General features: G+C 71.3%; 18 protein-coding genes. 4 read left to right on the forward strand and 14 right to left on the reverse strand.

What is annotated here, in order from left to right; genetic code table 11:
- Positions 1-10 precede the first annotated feature (10 nt).
- The 5 genes from EU555_RS12490 to EU555_RS12510 are packed head-to-tail and all read right to left on the reverse strand — an operon-like array spanning position 11 to position 2821.
- Entirely contained in the window at positions 11-466 is a 456-nt protein-coding gene (locus EU555_RS12490) for a peptidylprolyl isomerase (RefSeq protein WP_135414963.1), read from the reverse strand.
- The gene (locus EU555_RS12495; protein ID WP_135414964.1) at positions 463-927 is read right to left on the reverse strand and encodes a hypothetical protein; all 465 of its coding nucleotides are present in this window, start codon (positions 925-927) and stop codon (positions 463-465) included. Before EU555_RS12495 ends, EU555_RS12490 begins: the two co-directional genes overlap by 4 nt.
- A 3-nt stretch (positions 928-930) precedes the next feature.
- Entirely contained in the window at positions 931-1479 is a 549-nt protein-coding gene (locus tag EU555_RS12500; RefSeq protein WP_135414965.1) for a peptidylprolyl isomerase, read from the reverse strand.
- A gap of 25 nt (positions 1480-1504) precedes the next feature.
- The gene (gene coaD, locus EU555_RS12505) at positions 1505-2008 is read right to left on the reverse strand and encodes a pantetheine-phosphate adenylyltransferase (protein ID WP_135414966.1); all 504 of its coding nucleotides are present in this window, start codon (positions 2006-2008) and stop codon (positions 1505-1507) included.
- Positions 2009-2050: 42 nt separating this feature from the next.
- Complete coding sequence (locus tag EU555_RS12510; protein ID WP_135414967.1) at positions 2051-2821, reverse strand: phosphodiester glycosidase family protein; 771 nt, start codon at positions 2819-2821, stop codon at positions 2051-2053.
- Between the two features lie 145 nt (positions 2822-2966).
- On the opposite strand from EU555_RS12510, the gene EU555_RS12515 reads away from it, so the two are divergent.
- Complete coding sequence (locus tag EU555_RS12515; protein ID WP_135414968.1) at positions 2967-3476, forward strand: hypothetical protein; 510 nt, start codon at positions 2967-2969, stop codon at positions 3474-3476.
- A gap of 109 nt (positions 3477-3585) precedes the next feature.
- On the opposite strand, the gene EU555_RS12520 is transcribed toward EU555_RS12515, so the two are convergent.
- Positions 3586-3996, reverse strand: coding sequence for a DUF4174 domain-containing protein (locus EU555_RS12520; RefSeq protein WP_425375111.1), 411 nt, complete (start codon positions 3994-3996; stop codon positions 3586-3588).
- Positions 3997-4191: 195 nt separating this feature from the next.
- Between EU555_RS12520 and EU555_RS12525 the strand changes: the two genes are divergently transcribed.
- The gene (locus tag EU555_RS12525) at positions 4192-5205 is read left to right on the forward strand and encodes an NADP-dependent oxidoreductase (protein WP_135414970.1); all 1014 of its coding nucleotides are present in this window, start codon (positions 4192-4194) and stop codon (positions 5203-5205) included.
- A 22-nt stretch (positions 5206-5227) separates the two neighbouring features.
- Here EU555_RS12525 and EU555_RS12530 read toward each other — a convergent pair whose 3' ends face one another.
- Positions 5228-5971, reverse strand: a complete 744-nt coding sequence (locus tag EU555_RS12530; protein WP_135414971.1) for an RNA methyltransferase — start codon at positions 5969-5971, stop codon at positions 5228-5230.
- 290 nt (positions 5972-6261) lie between these two features.
- Here EU555_RS12530 and EU555_RS12535 point away from each other — a divergent pair, with 290 nt between their 5' ends.
- Positions 6262-7476, forward strand: coding sequence for an NADP-dependent isocitrate dehydrogenase (locus EU555_RS12535; RefSeq protein WP_135414972.1), 1215 nt, complete (start codon positions 6262-6264; stop codon positions 7474-7476).
- 77 nt (positions 7477-7553) lie between these two features.
- On the opposite strand, the gene EU555_RS12540 is transcribed toward EU555_RS12535, so the two are convergent.
- From EU555_RS12540 to glgX, 5 genes are all read right to left on the reverse strand, one after another.
- Complete coding sequence (locus EU555_RS12540) at positions 7554-8210, reverse strand: intradiol ring-cleavage dioxygenase (RefSeq protein WP_135414973.1); 657 nt, start codon at positions 8208-8210, stop codon at positions 7554-7556.
- Between the two features lie 27 nt (positions 8211-8237).
- On the reverse strand, positions 8238-9857 hold the full coding sequence (locus EU555_RS12545; RefSeq protein ID WP_135414974.1) for a hybrid sensor histidine kinase/response regulator: 1620 nt from the start codon (positions 9855-9857) through the stop codon (positions 8238-8240).
- 297 nt (positions 9858-10154) lie between these two features.
- Positions 10155-12083: an AI-2E family transporter gene (locus EU555_RS12550; protein ID WP_135414975.1), complete on the reverse strand. Its 1929-nt coding sequence runs from the start codon at positions 12081-12083 to the stop codon at positions 10155-10157.
- A 21-nt stretch (positions 12084-12104) separates the two neighbouring features.
- Positions 12105-12482, reverse strand: a complete 378-nt coding sequence (locus tag EU555_RS12555) for a response regulator (RefSeq protein ID WP_099898866.1) — start codon at positions 12480-12482, stop codon at positions 12105-12107.
- A gap of 161 nt (positions 12483-12643) precedes the next feature.
- Positions 12644-14923 carry a glycogen debranching protein GlgX gene (glgX, locus tag EU555_RS12560; protein ID WP_135415120.1) on the reverse strand — a complete coding sequence of 760 codons (2280 nt, stop codon included), beginning with the start codon at positions 14921-14923 and terminating at the stop codon, positions 12644-12646.
- 205 nt (positions 14924-15128) lie between these two features.
- Here glgX and EU555_RS12565 point away from each other — a divergent pair, with 205 nt between their 5' ends.
- Positions 15129-15557, forward strand: a complete 429-nt coding sequence (locus EU555_RS12565; RefSeq protein WP_135414976.1) for a CBS domain-containing protein — start codon at positions 15129-15131, stop codon at positions 15555-15557.
- Here EU555_RS12565 and EU555_RS12570 read toward each other — a convergent pair.
- Together EU555_RS12570 and EU555_RS12575 are read right to left on the reverse strand one after the other, a co-directional pair.
- Positions 15532-15846, reverse strand: coding sequence for a hypothetical protein (locus tag EU555_RS12570; RefSeq protein ID WP_135414977.1), 315 nt, complete (start codon positions 15844-15846; stop codon positions 15532-15534). The genes EU555_RS12565 and EU555_RS12570 overlap by 26 nt on opposite strands.
- Positions 15847-15979: 133 nt before the next feature.
- Entirely contained in the window at positions 15980-17284 is a 1305-nt protein-coding gene (locus EU555_RS12575) for a KpsE/RkpR family capsule polysaccharide export protein (protein WP_135414978.1), read from the reverse strand.
- Between the last annotated feature and the right edge of the window lie 50 nt (positions 17285-17334).

Consider the following 17334-nt stretch of genomic DNA (forward strand, 5'->3'; position numbering starts at 1 on the left):
CGACGGCGCTTTACGCCGCCACGCGCATCGACGTGATCGTATCCGGATCGCGCACCGGCTCGCCGCGCTTGATCTGGTCGATCACCTCCATGCCCTCAACGACCTTGCCCCACACCGTGTACTGCTTGTCGAGGAAGCGGGCGTCCGAGAAGCAGATGAAGAACTGCGAGTTGGCCGAGTGCGGGAAGTTGGTGCGCGCCATCGAGCAGGTGCCGCGCACGTGCGGCTCGGCGTTGAACTCGGCCTTCAGGTCCGGCAGGTCGGAGCCGCCGGTGCCGGTGCCGGTCGGGTCGCCGGTCTGGGCCATGAAGCCGTCGATCACGCGGTGGAACGGCACGCCGTCGTAGAAGCCCTGCTCCGAGAGGGTCTTGATCCGCTCGACGTGGTTGGGGGCGAGGTCGGGGCGCAGCTCGATGACCACGCGGCCCTTGCTGGTCTCCATCACGAGTCGGTTGCTGTCGGTCATGGTCGGTCTCCTTGATTCGGACCAGAGTAGACGAAACGCAGGGCGATGGGACGCCCCGCGACGGCGCCGCCGAGCCCCGCCTTCAGCCGCGCCGGGGTGCAGCGGATGAGCGACGAGAGGGTCTCGGCGGTGAGCGCCGCGCGCCGCTCGGGCGGCACGCGCGCGAAGGTGATGCGGGGCTGGCCCTGCAGGCTCCCGTCGCGCCGCAGGGCGAAGCGCGCGGTGATCGCCGCCGCCCCGAGGTCCGCGGGCGGGCGCCAGCAGGCGGCGAGCCGGGGATAGAGCGCCGCGAGGGTGTCGGCGGGCCCCGACGGCGCGCTCGCCAGCGGCACCCGCACGGTCGCCCGCAGGGTGGTCGGCAGCGAGAGCACCGAGGGATTGTCATAGACGTCGAATTGCGCGGCGGCGGGCGAGATCGACACCGCCAGCGCGAGGCCGGCGCGAAGAAACCCGCCGCGCAAGGCTTACTGGCCGTCCTGCGCCAGGCTCATCCGGACGATCTTGTCCGGGTTCTGCACCGTGCCGTTCTGGGCGGACGAGCCCTTCTTGATCTTGTCGACCACGTCCATGCCGGAGGTGACCTCGCCCACCACCGTGTACTGGTTGTTGAGGAACGCGGCGTCGCCGAAGCAGATGAAGAACTGGGAATTGGCCGAGTTCGGGTCCTGCGAGCGGGCCATGCCGACGGTGCCGCGCTTGAACGGCGCCTTGGAGAACTCCGCCGGGATGTTCGGCAGGTCGGACTTGCCCATGCCGGTGCCGGTCGGGTCGCCGGTCTGGGCCATGAAGCCGTCGATCACGCGGTGGAAGACGATGCCGTTGTAGAAGCCGCGCTTCGTGAGCGTCTTGATCTGCTGGACGTGCTTGGGCGCGAGGTCGGGGCGCAGCTGGATGGTGATGCGGCCGTCCTTGGTGTCGAGGTAGACGGTGTTCTGGTCGGGCGCGGCGCTCGCCGGAGCGGCGAAACCGAGCGCGGCGACGGACAGCGCCAGGGCTGCGAGCCAACGGATCATGGATGTCTCCTGGAGTGGGGCCGCGTCACGGGGACGGGGCGAAGCGGGCGCTGAGGCGGTCGGCCACCGCCGCGGGCACGAAGGGCCGCACGTCGCCGCCCATGGCGGCGATCTGGCGGACCAGGGTGGCGGTGATCGGCCGCACGCCGGTCGAGGCCGGCAGGAAGACGGTCTGCACCTCCGGCGCCATGGCGCCGTTCATGCCGGCGAGCTGCATCTCGTAGTCGAGATCGGTGCCGTCGCGCAGGCCGCGGATGAACAGGCTGGCGCCGTGGCGCCGCGCCGCCGCGACCGCGAGGTCGGCGAAGGTGACGACCTCGAGCTCCGTGCCGGTCTCCCCGGCGAGCGGCCCGCAGGTGGCCCGGATCAGCTCCGCCCGCTCCTCGGCGGAGAAGAGCGGGGTCTTGCCCGGATGCACGCCGATCGCCACGACGAGGCGGCCGACCAGGCGGCAGGCCTGGCGCACCACGTCGAGGTGGCCGTTGGTCACCGGGTCGAAGGAGCCGGCATAGAGCGCGGTGCGGTTCATCGGGGCCCCCTAAAGCATTTTTCGGCGCAACGGAACCGCCCGTCACTTCGCGACCGCGCCGACAAGCGGCCCGAGCGGCCGGCTCAGGTCCTGCCGGCCGAGGGACGGGGCGTAGAGGCTGGACACGCTGCCGTCGAGGAAGAGCGCGTTGGGGCAGCCCAGCGCGTCGCGAAACAGCCGCGCGAAGGCCCCGAAGCTCACCGGCGCCTCCGAGATCGCGAACACCGCGGTCTGCCCGTCCGGCCGCACGCCGACGCCGTTGCGGATCTTCTGCGAGGGCCCGTCCTCGGAGATCTTGGGATGGATGCGGCCATTGATCACCAGCATCGGGCCGGACTGGGTGGCGAACTCGGCCCGCGGATGGACCTTGAGGTAGCGGCCGGTTTCGAGCACGCCGGCCCGCTCGCCCGCGACGTAGAACACGCCGTTCGGCTTCAGGTGGAAGTTGCCCGGGCCGTTGGCGGTGTTGGCGGCCTTCAGCTCGCGCCCGTCCTCGACGTAGAGGCCGACGGGCGCGAGGCCGGTGTCGTACATCCCGGCATTCATCGCGAAGGCGAGGCCCGCCTGCTGGCCGGCGAGGCGCGAGAGCGAGCCGTAGGGCAGCCCGTCGGGCCCGCGCCAGAACAGCTTCACCCGGGCGCGCCGGAGGTCGACGGTGCAGACGGCGTAGGCCTGGCCCTCGTGGCTCTGCGGCCGGCATGCCGCCGCGGGGGAGGCCGGTGCCGGCGCGGTCGGGGCCGCCGGCGCGGGTCCGGCGGCGAGGAGGCCCGCGCCCAGCAGCCACGCCGCGATCCGTCCCGCCCTCGCCGCCATGACCCTCTCCGCATTCCGCCCGCGCGACCGGTTTTCGTGATACCGGTATAGAGCGATCGTGACGTTTTGCAGCATGAACCGGAATCCGCGCTGCGACGTTCTGAGGGCCTGGGGGTCGGACACTCTCTCGAAGGGAGATCGGGTCATGAAAGGCATGTTGGCGGCGTCGGCGGCCCTGGCGGGCGCCCTGATGGTGCTTCCGGCCACCGCCGAGGCGCGGGGCTTCGGCGGCGGCGGTTTCCATGGTGGCGGTTTCCGGGGCGGCGGCGGGTTCGGCGGCTTCCATGGCGGCGGCTTCCGCGGCGGGTTCGGCGGCGGCGGCTTCGGCCGGGGCTTCGGCGGATACCGCGGCGTCGGCTTCGGCGGCTATCGCGGCGGGTTCGGCGGCTGGCGCGGCGGCTACGGGGGCTACGGTTACCGCCGCGGCTTCGGCTACGGCGCGGCGGGCCTGGGGCTCGGCCTCGGTCTCGGCCTGGCGGCGGCCTCGACCTATCCGTATTACGGCGGCTACGGCTACGGCGGGTACGGCTATGGCGGCTACGCCCCGGTCGGCTATTACGGCGATTACGGCTATGGCGGCGGCTGCTACGAGGTGCCCCGGGTGCGCTGGACGCCGTGGGGCTACCGCCGCGTGCTCGTGACCCGCTGCTACTGACGGCAGCGGCCCGGTCGCGACCGGACGAGGGCCGCCCGTCGGGGCGGCCCTTTTTCTTGGATCGGGTTCTCTCGGGTCCGGTTCTCTCGGGTCCGGTCGTTGGGCCCGGTCAGTTCCGGCGCCCCGCCGCCTCCTCCCGCCGCATCGGCATCGCGTCGATGGTCGAGAACAGCGTCTCGGCGGGAATCGGCTCCGCGGCGGTGAGCTTCGCGCCGCCATCCTTGCCGACCAGCACCGCCCGAAAGCCCGTCGCCGGCAAGCCGAGGCGGCGGCGCAGGGCGGCGGCCTCCCTCCCCTCCCCGATCGCCCGCACCACCACGAGGTCGCGCTCGCGCATCCCCGCCCCGGCCGCCTCGGCGATGCGGGCTTGCGCCGCGGCGCGGGGATCGTCGGCGGCGGCCGCGATCACCAGCACCCGGGACTTCCAGCGGTAGCGATCGAGGTCGGAGCCGGCGGCCGCGGCCGGAACGGTCGCGGCGAGGAGCAGCGCGCCGGCGAGGAGCGAGGACGGGAGCACGATCCGGATCGTTTCGCGTGTCGCCCCGGACGCACCCGGGACCCTCCTGAGGTAAAGCGCTCACACTTCGCCGCCAGCGCGGCGTTGACGCGCGGGGCCGCTGTTCCCAAGTGCGACGGTGCCGGGCACGAGCGTGGCCGGGAGGCCGGCTCGGGCCATGAAGCCCTTCAAGGCATGAACCCCCAAGGGAGGTCCCGCATGTCCGACGTGAACCGCCGCATCGTCCTGGCGTCCCGGCCCCACGGCGAGCCGAATCCGGCCCATTTCCGCCTCGAGCGCGGCTCGGTGCCGGTCGCGCGCGACGGCGAGGTGCTGCTGCGCAACCGCTACCTCTCCCTCGATCCCTACATGCGCGGCCGGATGAGCGCGGCGAAGTCCTACGCCAAGCCGGTCGAGATCAACGAGGTGATGGTCGGCGGCACGGTGGCGGAGGTGGTGGCCTCGCACCACCCGGGCTTCTCCGTCGGCGACACGGTGCTGGCCTATGGCGGCTGGCAGGATTTTTCCGTCTCGAACGGCCAGGGGCTGCGCAAGCTCGATCCCGCGTCCGCCCCCGTCACCACGGCGCTCGGCGTGCTCGGCATGCCGGGCATGACCGCCTATACGGGCCTCCTCACCATCGGGGCGCCGAAGCCCGGCGAGACCGTGGTGGTGGCCGCCGCCACCGGCCCGGTCGGGTCGCTCGTCGGCCAGATCGCCAAGCTGAAAGGGGCCAGGGCGGTCGGTATCGCCGGCGGGGCCGACAAGTGCCGTTACCTGACGGAGGAGCTCGGCTTCGACGCGGCGGTGGACCACCGCTCCGGCGACCTGCCCGCGGCTTTGGCGGCGGCCTGCCCGAACGGCATCGACGTCTATTTCGAGAATGTCGGCGGCGCGGTGTTCGACGCGGTGCTGCCGCTCCTCAACGACTTCGCCCGCATCCCGGTCTGCGGCCTCGTCGCCAACTACAACATGACCGAGCTGCCCCCCGGGCCCGACCGGGTGCCGGCGGTGATGCGCGCGGTGCTCAGCAAGCGCTTGACCTTCCGGGGCTTCATCGTCTGGGATTTCGCCGACCAGGAGCAGGCCTTCCTCTCCGATGTCGGCCAGTGGCTGCGCGAGGGCCGGATCCACTACCGCGAGGACGTGGTCGACGGGCTCGAGAGCGCGCCCGAGGCTTTCATCGGCCTGCTCAAGGGCCGCAACTTCGGGAAGCTGGTGGTGAAGCTGTAAGCTTCTGGTGAAGCCCACGGCTTCACTCCTCCGGGGGGCGCCGCGCCAGCGCGCGCAGCGCTCCCCGGAACGTCCGCACGTCCTGCTCGGTCATCGCCATGCGGTGGAACATGTCGCGCATGTTGCGGATCATCCCGTCGCGCTTATGCAGCGGGTAGTAGCCGGCGGCGTCGAGGTCGGCCTCCAGGCTCTCGAACAGGGAGAGCAAGGCCTCCCGCGGCGCGGCGCCTGAGCGCATCTCCCCTGTGAAGGGCAGCACCGCCTGCCCGGCCGCCCGGCGCCACTCGTAGGCGACGAGGAGCACGCTCTGCGCCAGGTTGAGCGAGGCGTGCTGCGGATCGACCGGGAAGGTGACGATCGCATCCGCCAGCGACACCTCGTCGTTCGACAGCCCGACCCGCTCGCGCCCGAACAGGATGCCGACCCGCTCACCGGCTGCGAGCCGCCCGGCCGCCTGCGCCAGCCCCTCGTCGAGCCCGAAGACCCGCTTCATCTGCCCGCGCTCCCGCGCCGTGGTGGCCAGCACGTAGTGGAGATCGGCCAAAGCCTCGGCGACGGTGGGGAAGACGGTCGCGCCGTCGAGGACATGGGTGGCGCTCGACGCCGTCTCGCGCACGCCCTTCATCGGCCACCCGCCCTTCGGCGCGACGAGCCGGAGCGCGTCGAGCCCGAAATTCCCCATCGCGCGGGCGGTCATGCCGATGTTCTCGGCGAGCTGCGGCTCGACCAGGATGATGGCGGGGCGAGGGGGCAGAGCGTCGGTCATGAAGCGGTTTCGAACATGGACGGTTTGCCGCCACATAAGGCCTTCCACCCGTCTCGCGAAGAGGCGCGAAGCGGGGCGGGAACCTACCGGCCTCCTCCGACGTTCTTGCATCGGACCTCCTTGCAGCCCCGGCGCCCCCGCGCCGGGGCTTTTTTCGTCGCGGCCGCGGGCCCGTCGCCCGCCCCGGCGCTTCCCCCTGTTTGTGCAGCGCGCTATGACGCGCCACGGCCGGCCGCGTTCCCTGCGCGGGCACCACGGCGGCCCGCGGATCACGGAAGGCTGGATCAGACATGGCGAAGATCAAGGTGGCGAACCCCGTCGTCGAGCTCGACGGCGACGAGATGACCCGGATCATCTGGCAGTCCATCAAGGACAAGCTGATCCACCCCTACCTCGACGTGCCACTCGAGTATTACGACCTCGGGGTCGAGCACCGGGACGCCACCAACGACAAGGTGACGATCGAGGCCGCCGAGGCGATCAAGAAGCACGGCGTCGGCGTGAAGTGCGCCACCATCACCCCGGACGAGGCCCGGGTGAAGGAGTTCAACCTCAAGGAGATGTGGAAGTCGCCGAACGGCACGATCCGCAACATCTTAGGGGGCGTGATCTTCCGCGAGCCGATCATCTGCCGCAACGTGCCGCGCCTGGTGCCGGGCTGGACCCAGCCGATCGTCGTCGGCCGCCACGCCTACGGCGACCAGTACCGCGCCACCGACTTCAAGGTGCCGGGCAAGGGCCGCCTCACCGTCAAGTTCGAGGGCGAGGACGGCACCGTCATCGAGCGCGAGGTGTTCAAGTTCCCGGGCGCCGGCGTCGCCCTGTCGATGTACAACCTCGACGAGTCGATCCGCGACTTCGCCCGCGCGTCGATGAATTACGGCCTCGCCCGCAAGTTCCCGGTCTACCTGTCGACCAAGAACACCATCCTCAAGGCCTATGACGGCCGGTTCAAGGATATCTTCGAGGAGGTGTACGAGGCCGAGTTCAAGTCGCGGTTCCAGTCGGCCGGCATCACCTACGAGCACCGCCTGATCGACGACATGGTGGCCTCGGCCCTGAAGTGGTCCGGCGGCTACGTCTGGGCGTGCAAGAACTACGACGGCGACGTGCAGTCCGACACGGTGGCGCAGGGCTTCGGCTCGCTCGGCCTGATGACCTCGGTGCTGCTCACCCCCGACGGCCAGACCGTCGAGGCCGAGGCCGCCCACGGCACGGTGACCCGCCACTACCGCGAGCACCAGAAGGGCAAGGAGACCTCGACCAACTCGATCGCGTCGATCTTCGCCTGGACCCGCGGCCTGTCGCACCGCGCCAAGCTCGATTCGAACGCCGATCTCGCCAAGTTCGCCGAGACCCTCGAGAAGGTCTGCGTCGACACCGTCGAGGCCGGCTACATGACCAAGGACCTCGCGCTCCTGGTCGGCCCGGACCAGAAGTGGCTCTCGACCACCGGCTTCCTCGACAAGATCGACGAGAACCTGAAGGCCGCGATGGCGGCCTGAGGCGAGCGGGCGGCCCCGGCCGCCCATCCCGCCTTCGATATACAGTTCCTCGCGGCCCGAGAGCTGCGGGGGACCCTTCACGCCCCGCGCACCACCAGCGTCAGCGCCGCCTCGTAGCCCGCGCCCGCCTGGTGCACCGCCGCGATGCCGCGGCCCTCGGGGTCGTCCTGGCGCAGGAGGGCGTCGCGGGCGTTGCCGATCCGGCCGCGCTTCGGGCGGCCCGCATAGTCCGGACCCTGGTACACCGCCTCGCTCACTGCGTCCGGGAAGTAGATCTGGCCCGTGAGCGCCGTGCGCCCGGCCAGGATCACCTTCACGTGCAGGTGGGGCGTGCGGCCCGGATACCAGCCCGGGAAGATCGTCCGGAAGGACACGCGGCCGGCGCGGTCGGCGAATTGCGTCCCGCGCAGGAAGGTCTGGCCCACGGTGGACCCGCCCCGGTCGCCCTGGTCGGGATAGCCCGAGTAGCGCCCCTGCGCGTCGGCGTGCCAGAGATCGACCCGCGCCTCCGGCAGGGCGGTGCAGCCCCGCAGCGTCGCGACGTCGAGGCTCACGGTGAGCGGCGTGCCGGCGCGATCCTCGCGGATGTCGGACCGCAGCAGGCGGGGATCGAGGTAGAACGGTCCCTCCACCGCCTGCGGGGTCAGGAGGCAGGTCGCCCGCGCCGGCCCGGGCACCAGGAGGCCGGCCGCGAGGGTGCCGAGCATCACGCGGCGCGTCGGACGATCCGCCATCGATCCCTCCCTCTGCCCGTCAGGGTCTCAGCTCACCCCGGTCGGCCCGTCGAGCAGGGCGCGCACCCGCCGCGCCAGCTCCATGCGGCGGTAGGGCTTGTTGATGATCTCGAACTCGCTGCCGCCGGCATCGGTCCGCTCGAGGGAGGCCTCGGCGTAGCCGGTGGTCAGGAGCACCTTGAGCCGCGGCTGGCGGCGGCGCGCCTCGCGGGCGAGCATCACGCCGTTCATGCCGCCGGGCATGATCAGGTCGGAGAACAGCAGGTCGACCCGGTCGCCGCCGTCGAGCAGCTCGAGGGCCTGGCGGCCGTCGGTGGCGAGCAGCGTGGTGTAGCCGAAGTCGCGCAGGATCGCCCGGGCGAGCTCGGCCACGTCGCGGCGGTCGTCGACGATCAGGATCGTCTCGGTGCCCGAGCGCTGCAGCCCGCGGTGGCCCGGGCCGGGGGCCGGGCGCTCCTCGCTGTCGCTCATCGGGAAGTAGAGCCGCACGGTGGTGCCGTGGCCGGTCCGCGACTCGATCACCACCGTGCCGCCGGACTGCTTGGCGAATCCGTACACCATGGCGAGGCCGAGGCCCGTGCCGCGCCCCTCCTCCTTGGTGGTGAAGAACGGCTCCATCACCCGCGCCAGGATCTCCGGCGGCATGCCGGTGCCGGTGTCGGTGACCGAGACCGAGACGTAGCGCCCGGGCTGCGGCAGGCCGGAGGGCAATTCGTCGGCGTCGAAGACGTGGTTCTCGGTCCGGATCGTCACGGTGCCGCCATCCGGCATCGCGTCGCGGGCGTTGATCAGGACGTTGAGCAGCGCGACCTCGGTCTGGGTCGGGTCGAGGCGGGCGTTCCAGAGGTCCGCGCCCAGCTCCGCCGCAACGGCGATCCCGTCGCCGAGGGTGCGGCCCGCGAGGTCGCCCATGCCCTCGACCAGGTTGTTGAGGTTCACGGCGCGGCCGTCGAGGCGCTGCTTGCGGGCGAAGGCCAGGAGCTGCTGGGTCAGGGTCGTGGCACGCTCGGCGGCGCTGCGGATGTTGTCGATCGCCCGCGCCATCCGGCGCGGGTCGGTGGCCGGGTCCTCGAGGCCCATCTGCAGGATGTCGACGTAGCCGACCACCACCTGCAGCAGGTTGTTGAAGTCGTGCGCGATGCCGCCGGTGAGCTGGCCGAGGGCCTCCATCTTCTGCGACTGGCGCAGGGCCTCCTCGGCGTCGCGCCGGCGCGAGACGTCGAGCTGCGAGCCGAAGAAATAGACCAGCTCGCCCGCCTGATCGTAGACCGGCGAGATGAACAGCGCGTTCCAGAAGGTGGAGCCGTTCTTGCGGTAGTTCAGGATCTCGGTGGCGATCTCCTTGCGCTCGGCGATGGCGCGGCGCACCTCCGCCACCGTCTCGCGGTCGGTCTCGGGCCCCTGCAGGAAGCGGCAGTTGCGGCCGACCAGCTCCTCGGGCGCGTAGCCGGTCATGCCCCGGAAGGCCTGGTTGGCGAAGATGATCGGGTTGTCCGGCTGGCGCGGATCGGTGACGATCATCGGCATCCGGGTCATCTCGACGGCGGCGAAGAAGATGTCCGAGTGCTGGTCCGAGACGTCGGTGTGCGTGCCCGCCGCCACGGTCGGCCGGGTCCCGAGCTCGGTCGGCGTTCGCTTCACACTCATCGTCGCTCCGGAGGCCCGCTGACCGAATTCCGCTCAGTCTTGAATCCTACACTCCCGGGTCAAGCACAACGGTCAATGCCGTTCGGGCCGACCGCGACCGCGCGTCGCCCCCGGGGCCCGAGACTGGCAGGCGACGCAGGGTTTCGCTCGCCGGGACCGTCATCGGCGCATCTCCGGGACCTGCCCGGCCGGCGCGGCGGCGGCCGGTGCGGTCCGGGCCGGTCTATGCTTCCGCTCCGGCAACGAAGACAGCGCGGCTCTCCGCCCCGCCGACAGGCCCCGGACACCGCCCTGCTCTCAGGCGACCGCGCGCGGCCCCTCGCCGGGCCTCCCCTCCGCCGCGCCCGAGAGGCGCAGGGCGGCGTCGAGGGCGTCGCTGATCGTGGTGACCAGGATGTCGGCGGAGGTCGCCCGGCGCAGGCGGTCGCGGCCGGCCGGGTCGCGCTCGCGCCAGATCGCCACCATCACCCGCACGCCCGGGATCGCCCGGCGGGCGAGCCGCGCCGCGAGCCGGATGTGGGAGGTGCTGATCGGCTCGATGTAGGACAGGCAGACCAGGGCGATGCCCTCGGTCTCCGGCCGCTCGCCCCGGGCGAGCGCCTCCTGGCTGGTGACGCGGGCGTTGAGGCCCTGGCGCCCGAGCACCTGGGCCAGCATGCCGGCGGCGGCGGCGTCGAACGGCCCGCGGCTCGCCACCACCAGGACCGGGGCGGGACCGCGCCAGGCGGGCGCAAGGTCCTCCGGCCGGCGCACGATGGCGGTCGAGGCCCGGTCCGGCCCGAGCGCCGCCACCGCGGCCTCGATCTCGGCGCTGCGCACCGCGGCCGCGCCCTTGCGGATCGGGATCTGCCCGAGCGTCGCCACCACGGTCTCGATCGCCTTGCCGACCGCCTGCTGGCGGTCCGCCGCCAGCGCCCCGCTCGCCCGGTCGTTCTGGGCGAGCCGGAGGCCGCCGAGCGCGATCTCGTCGTAGTAGGTCGCGAGCGCCCGTTCCTTCAGCACCTGGCGGGCCTTGTCGATCGCCTCGAGGGGATCGCCCGCCAGCATGCGCTGGTAGAAGATCTCGGAAGGAGCCAGCGCCGGCCGGTCGCCCAGCATCACGTCGAGGAAGGCCAGGCGCTCCACGTGGCGCCCGAGCACGACCAGGCAGACGGTGATCGGGGTGGCGAGCACCAGGCCGACCGGCCCCCACAGGAAGGTCCAGACGGTCGCCGCCAGGATCACCGCCACCGGCGAGATCCCGGTCGAGTGGCCGTAGAGCAGCGGCTCGACGACGTGGCCGGCGATCGGCTCGACCACCGCGAACAGCAGAACCGTGGCGATCAGCATCGACCAGCCGGGATCGACCGCCGCCGCCACGAAGAGCGGGAACGCCATGCCGATGACCGCGCCGATATAGGGCACGAAGCGCAGGATCCCGGCGAGCACGCCCCACAGGATCGGGCTCGGCACCCCGATCAGCCACAGGCCGGCGGCCACGACCACCCCGAAGGCGAGGTTGAGGCCGGCCTGGGCGAGGAAGAAGCGCGAGAGCCGCGCCACCGCGTCGTCCATCGCCGCCGTGGTGGCGCGCAGGTCGCCGGAGCCGGCGAGCCGGATGGCGCGGTTGCGCAGGTCCTCGCGCTGGGCGAGGAAGAACAGGGTGAAGAGCAGGATCAGCCCGACGGTGGCGAGCGGGTGCAGCACGGGAGCGGCCATGCTGCCGAGGGTGGTCAGAAGCCCGGCCTTCGGCTCGCGCACCTCGACCAGCACCGGCTTCTCGGCATCGGTGGCCAAGCCGCCCCGCGGCTTGTTCGGCTCGGGCGGCTGCAGATCCTGGCTCAGCTCCTGCACCGCCTGGAACAGGCGCTCCAGGGTCGGGCCGCCGCCGGCCGACGCGCGCAAGGCCCCGATCTTCTCGCGCATGGTCACGGTGTAGCGCGGCAGGTCGGAGGCGAGCTGCGCCGTCTCGTTGGCGATCAGCACGCCCAAGCCCCCGAGCGCCCCGAAGGTCGCCAGCACGACGACCAGCACCGCGAGCGAGCGCGGCAGGCGCCGGCGCTGCAAGGCCCGCACCGCCGGGGCGAGGACGAAGCTCAGGAGCACCGCCAGCGTGATCGGCATCAGGACGTCCCGCCCGAGGGACAGGAGCGCGCCGATCGCCAGGACCAGGAGGCAGGCCGCCAGCGCCGTGAAGACCGGCATCGCGTCGCGCAGGCGGCGCGCCGTCACGGGATCGTCGATCATCGATCGTGTACCGCCAGGCTTCTACGACGCGGGCGGCGTGCCGAGGGCGGCGCCGATCTGGGTCAGGAGCTTGGAGAAATCGACGGGCTTGGGGTGGTAATCGTCGCAGCCGGCCTGGATCACCTTCTCGCGGTCGCCCGACATGGCGTGGGCGGTGAGCGCGATGATCGGGATCCGGGCGGTCTCGGCGTCGGACTTGAGGGCGCGGGCCGCCGACCAGCCGTCGAGCACCGGCAGGTTCATGTCGAGCAGGATGATGTCCGGCCGGCTGGTGCGGGCCTTCATCACGCCCTCCTCGCCGTCATGGGCGAGCACCACCTCGTAGCCCCGCCGCTTGAGCCGCCGGGAGAGGAAATCCCAGATTTCCTCGTGGTCCTCGACGAGAAGGATCTTCGCCACCGCCCCCACTCCACGCTCGCGCGGATCACGAGGCGGCCGGTCCGGCCGCCTCGTGGCACCACGCCTGATCGACAGGCCCTCATCCATGCCCATCCGTCGCTGGCGCGGCGGACGGGCGGAGCATGTCGGGCCCGACTCAAGTGGGCAGGCCCGCCCGGTTGTCACCCCTCGTGCGGCAACCCGAACGCGACGCACTCGGATTCGGCGCGCTCGAAGGCCTGGATCACGTGCTGGTAGGAGCGCCAGGTCTCGCTGGCATGATCGACGTCGGTCGGGCGCAGGACGAACATCAGCATCGAGCGGCCGGTGACCGCGTAGGTCGAGCCGACGGCGAGCCTGGCGAGTTCCTGGGTGTCGGGCAGGTTGGTGTCGAGAACCCGCATCCAGGCGTCGCCGCCGACCACCTCCGGCAGGGTGAACTCGACGACGTCGTGATAGGCATTGAACATCAGCATCAGGGTCGCCTCGCCCCCGCGCCGGTGGATGCCGCTCGACTGGGCGCGACCGTCGAGGACGACGGTGAGCGAGCGCGCGCCGCCGTCGTTCCAGTTCTCGGGCGTCATCTCGGTCGCGGCGGGGGTGAGCCAGCTCACGTCCTTGACGCCGAGCTCGGCGTCGTAGGCGCCGGTGAGGAAGCGCCCGCGGCTCAGCATCGGCAGGGACCTGCGCAGGATCAGCAGGCGCTGGGTGAATTCCGCCAGGTCCCGCTCGTCCTCGCCGATCCCCCCCCAGTCGACCCACGAGATCTCGTTGTCCTGGCAATAGGCGTTGTTGTTGCCGCGCTGGGTGCGGGCGAACTCGTCGCCGGCGAGCAGCATCGGGGTGCCGCGGGACAGGAGCAGCGTCGCCAGCAGGTTGCGCATCTGGCGCAGGCGAACGGCGCGGATCTCGGGATCGTCGGTCGGCCCCTCGACCCCGTAATTGTAGGAGAGGTTGTGCGAGTGGCCGTCGCGGTTGTCCTCGCCGTTCGCCGCATTGTGCTTCTCGTTGTACGAGACGGTGTCGGCGAGGGTGAAGCCGTCATGCGCGGTGATGAAGTTCACCGAGGCCCAGGGGCGCCGGCCGCGCTTGTTGAACTTGTCGGCCGAACCGGTGAGGCGGGAGGCGAGCGCCGGCAGCAGGCCCTCGTCGCCCTTCCAGTAGCCGCGTACCTCGTCGCGGAACCGGTCGTTCCACTCGGCCCAGCCGGGCGGAAAGCCGCCGACCTGGTAGCCGCCCGGGCCGCAATCCCACGGCTCGGCGATCAGCTTGACCGAGGACAGGACCGGGTCCTGCCGGCAGGAATCGAGGAAGCCGCCGCCCTCGTCGAAGCCGTAGGGCTCGCGGCCGAGGATCGTCGCGAGGTCGAAGCGGAACCCGTCGACCCGCATCTCGGTCGCCCAGTAGCGCAGGGAATCCGTCACCATCTGCAGAACCCGCGGGTGCGAGAGGTTGACGGTGTTCCCGGTGCCGGTGTCGTTGATGTAGTAGCGCTTCTGATCGGGCAGCAGCCGGTAGTACGAGGCGTTGTCGATGCCCTTGAACGACAGGGTCGGGCCCTTCTCGTTGCCCTCGGCGGTGTGATTGTAGACCACGTCGAGGATCACCTCGAGGCCGGCCCCGTGCATGCGGGCCACCATCTCCTTGAACTCCGAGAAGGCGAAGTCCGGCACGGCGGCGTAGCGGCGGGCGGGGGCGAAGAACGAGAGGGTGTTGTAGCCCCAGTAGTTCACCAGGTCTTTTTCCAGCAGGTAGCTGTCGTTGACGAAGGAGTGGATCGGCAGGAGCTCGACCGAGGTGACGCCGAGGCTGCGGATATAGGCCAGCACCTCAGGGGTGCCGAGGCCCGCATAGGTGCCGCGCAGGCGCTCGGGCACCGCCGGATGCAGCTTGGTGAAGCCCTTGACGTGGGTCTCGTAGAAGACCGTCTTGTCCCACGGCACGTTCGGCTTCTGGTCGCGGCCCCAGGTGAAGGCGGGGTCGATCACCCGGCACTTGCGGGTGAAGGGCGCGCTGTCGCGGGTGTCGAAGGTGGTGTCGTCGCCGCTCTCCATCACGTAGCCGAACAGGGCCGGGTTCCAGGTGACGGAGCCGACCAGCGCCTTGGCGTAGGGGTCGAGGAGGAGCTTGTTCGGGTTGAAGCGATGGCCGGCCTCCGGCTCGTAGGGGCCGTGGACGCGGTAGGCGTAGATCGTGCCGGGGCGGGCGTCGGGCAGGTAGCCGTGCCACACCTCGTCGGTGTATTCGGGCAGGGCGATGCGCTCGATCTCGGTCTCGCCGGTGTCGTCGAACAGGCACAGCTCGACCTTGGTGGCGTGCGCGGAGAACAGCGCGAAGTTGACGCCGAGGCCGTCCCAGGTCGCGCCCAGGGGGAAGGGCAGGCCCTCGCTGATGCGCGAGGCGCGCCGGGCGAGGGGCGGAGCCGCCGGGTTCGCCGGGGCGGGCTTGGACGTGAGTTCCATGTTCATGGGGGCGTTCGACGATCCCGGAGGCGAGAAGCCTGACTGTGGGCTGAACGCGCCGGCCCTCGCCCAAGCTCCCGCACCGCCGCGAGAATTTTCGCGCCCTGGATCCGGAACCGGATGTCGCCCCTGAAACCCGGCGCCGCCGGGACCCCCGGCGCGCCTCGCGGGTTCCTGCAGACCGCGCGGTGAACCAGGAGGATGCATGAGTGCGACGATCGCCGACGTGATGAGCCGGGACGTGGAGTTCATCCCCGGCGAGGCCTGCGTGCAGGAGGCCGCGGTCCTGATGGGGGAGCTCGATGTCGGCGCCCTGCCGGTCGGCACGCCGGACGCCCTCGACGGCGTGGTCACCGACCGGGACATCCTCTACCGGGTCGTCGCCCGGGGGCTCGACCCTGGCATCGTCCGGGTGAGCGAGGTGCTGTCGCGCCCGGTCGTGTCCTGCGCCGAGGCCGATCCGTTACGCACCGCCCTCGACCTGATGGCCGCCCACCACATCCGCCGGCTGCCGGTGCGCGACGCGGGTGGGCGCGTCACCGGCTGGGTCACCCTGGCGGACCTGTCCCGGGCGCTGCTGCTCGGGGGCGACGCGCTCCAGACCTCGCTCAAGCACCTGACCGAGGAGGCCTGAGGACCTCCTCGCCGACGGCCGCCCCCGCGGCCATGGCCGCCTCGTTGGCGCGCTCGGCCTCCAGGATGGTCTGGCGGGCGAGGTAGCGGGTGACCAGGGTCTCGACGTCGCGGATGGTCTCCTCGACGAGATGCTCCTGGAGCAGGGCGCGGGGATCGTCGGGCCGGAGGTTCTCGCGCTCCTGGAGCCGGCGCATGGCCTGCTTGACCACCTGGTAGACCGCCTCGCGCTCCTCGCGGCTCATCGTGGGCGAGATCGCCCGGGCGACCAGGTCCGTGAAATCGGACATCGGCGTGATGCTCGTCCTTGAAGCTCGCGGGCGCACGGTGCGCCCCGGCCGCGCTCGCGGCGCCGCGACCCGCTCCATCGCACGAAACCGGGGCCGAAACGAAGGCCCGGGATGGGCATCGCGGCGCGACGGTTCACATGTTGTGGTCCTTGACGCCGGCGATGAGCAGGCTGCTGCAGCCCCAGAGCACCAGGCAGGCGAAGAACGCCACGAACAGGCTCTGGCCGCGCCTCGGCATGGTGGAGAGCTCGGGCCGGGACGGCGGCACGAAAATCGCCAGGTAGACGTGCTGGCGGTTCGCCGCCACCCGGGCGCGGTCGAGCATCGTGGTGGCGGAGTCGTTCAGCTTCTCGGCGATGGTGCGCTCGACCACGAGACCCTCGTATTCGAGGATCGCCTCCGAGACCTGCCGGCCGCCGACCGCGAGCCCGTCGCCGGTCAGCGTGTCCTCGAGCTGCTTGATCTGCTGGTTGGTGGCGGTGAGGCTCGCCACGATGGTCTGGATCGAGCGCGACTTCTCGTCCAGGCCGGAGCCCCGCAGCACCTGCAGGTCGTTCTCCGCCTTGATCTTGTCCTTGCGCAAGGAGAGGAGGGTGGTCATCGTCGCCTCGGCCGACTTCGCCGGATCGATGATGCCCCAGCGGTTGCGGAAGGTCCGCAGGGCGAGGTGGGCCTTGCGCAGGCGCTCCTCGCTCGCCGCCAGGTCGTCCTGGCTGTGCTTGAGCATGTCCTGCTGCGCCCGGGACGAGATCGTGTTGATCAGCGCTTCGGCGCGTCCGACGACGTGGCGGCTGATCGCCAGGGCGTCGTCCGGCGTGAAGGCCTGCACCGTCAGGGTGATCACGCCCGAGACCAGATCGATATGGACCTGGACGTGCTTGCGCCAGTACTTCAGCAGCTCCTCGACCGGCTTGTCGCCGGAGTAGCGCGTCCAGAAATCGGCTTCGTCGCGGGTGAACATCTGGACGACGTCGAGTTCCTTCTGGGCGCTCTCGAGCATCGGCTGGCTCTGGATGTAGTCCGAGACGATGTGGCTGTCCTGGCTGGTGTTCTTCTGGATCAGAGCCGTGTAGTCGCCGAGCGGGGCGTTGCCCATCGGCTCGACCTCGCCGCGGACGGCGAAGCGGGCCTCGACCACGTACTGGTCGGCGGCGATGAAGAAGAGGTAGAGGCCGACGACCAGGGTCGGCAGCAGCACGAAGATGGCGATGCTGCGGATCAGCCGGAACAGGACCCGGTTCTGGCCGCTCCCGTCGGGCAGGAGGGGCAGGCGGGTCCAGCGCAGCGGGTTGAGCAGCGCCGGCAGCCGCCCCCGCGGACCGGCGGGGGAGACCGGCTCGACCGTCTCGGCGTTGCGGCGCAGGTCGGGCACGGTGCGCCGCGCGAACGCGATCATGCTGCCGAGCCTGTCGCGCCGTTTGACCTCGTCCGCGTCCATTTCTGCCTGATTCCTCGTGCGGCGTCGGCAGCCGTCGCGACGCGACGGCC

It is taken from the genome of Methylobacterium nonmethylotrophicum, from assembly GCF_004745635.1.
Classification (GTDB): Bacteria; Pseudomonadota; Alphaproteobacteria; order Rhizobiales; family Beijerinckiaceae; genus Methylobacterium; species Methylobacterium nonmethylotrophicum.

Excerpts from the sequence above, each read along its gene's own strand:
- EU555_RS12490 (WP_135414963.1), bottom strand. The coding sequence starts at position 466 with ATGACCGACAGCAACCGACTCGTGATGGAGACCAGCAAGGGCCGCGTG.
- EU555_RS12500 (WP_135414965.1), bottom strand. The coding sequence starts at position 1,479 with ATGATCCGTTGGCTCGCAGCCCTGGCGCTGTCCGTCGCCGCGCTCGGT.
- coaD (WP_135414966.1), bottom strand. The coding sequence starts at position 2,008 with ATGAACCGCACCGCGCTCTATGCCGGCTCCTTCGACCCGGTGACCAAC.
- EU555_RS12510 (WP_135414967.1), bottom strand. The coding sequence starts at position 2,821 with ATGGCGGCGAGGGCGGGACGGATCGCGGCGTGGCTGCTGGGCGCGGGC.
- EU555_RS12515 (WP_135414968.1), top strand. The coding sequence starts at position 2,967 with ATGAAAGGCATGTTGGCGGCGTCGGCGGCCCTGGCGGGCGCCCTGATG.
- EU555_RS12525 (WP_135414970.1), top strand. The coding sequence starts at position 4,192 with ATGTCCGACGTGAACCGCCGCATCGTCCTGGCGTCCCGGCCCCACGGC.
- EU555_RS12530 (WP_135414971.1), bottom strand. The coding sequence starts at position 5,971 with ATGACCGACGCTCTGCCCCCTCGCCCCGCCATCATCCTGGTCGAGCCG.
- EU555_RS12535 (WP_135414972.1), top strand. The coding sequence starts at position 6,262 with ATGGCGAAGATCAAGGTGGCGAACCCCGTCGTCGAGCTCGACGGCGAC.
- EU555_RS12540 (WP_135414973.1), bottom strand. The coding sequence starts at position 8,210 with ATGGCGGATCGTCCGACGCGCCGCGTGATGCTCGGCACCCTCGCGGCC.
- EU555_RS12545 (WP_135414974.1), bottom strand. The coding sequence starts at position 9,857 with ATGAGTGTGAAGCGAACGCCGACCGAGCTCGGGACCCGGCCGACCGTG.
- EU555_RS12550 (WP_135414975.1), bottom strand. The coding sequence starts at position 12,083 with ATGATCGACGATCCCGTGACGGCGCGCCGCCTGCGCGACGCGATGCCG.
- glgX (WP_135415120.1), bottom strand. The coding sequence starts at position 14,923 with ATGGAACTCACGTCCAAGCCCGCCCCGGCGAACCCGGCGGCTCCGCCC.
- EU555_RS12565 (WP_135414976.1), top strand. The coding sequence starts at position 15,129 with ATGAGTGCGACGATCGCCGACGTGATGAGCCGGGACGTGGAGTTCATC.
- EU555_RS12570 (WP_135414977.1), bottom strand. The coding sequence starts at position 15,846 with ATGTCCGATTTCACGGACCTGGTCGCCCGGGCGATCTCGCCCACGATG.
- EU555_RS12575 (WP_135414978.1), bottom strand. The coding sequence starts at position 17,284 with ATGGACGCGGACGAGGTCAAACGGCGCGACAGGCTCGGCAGCATGATC.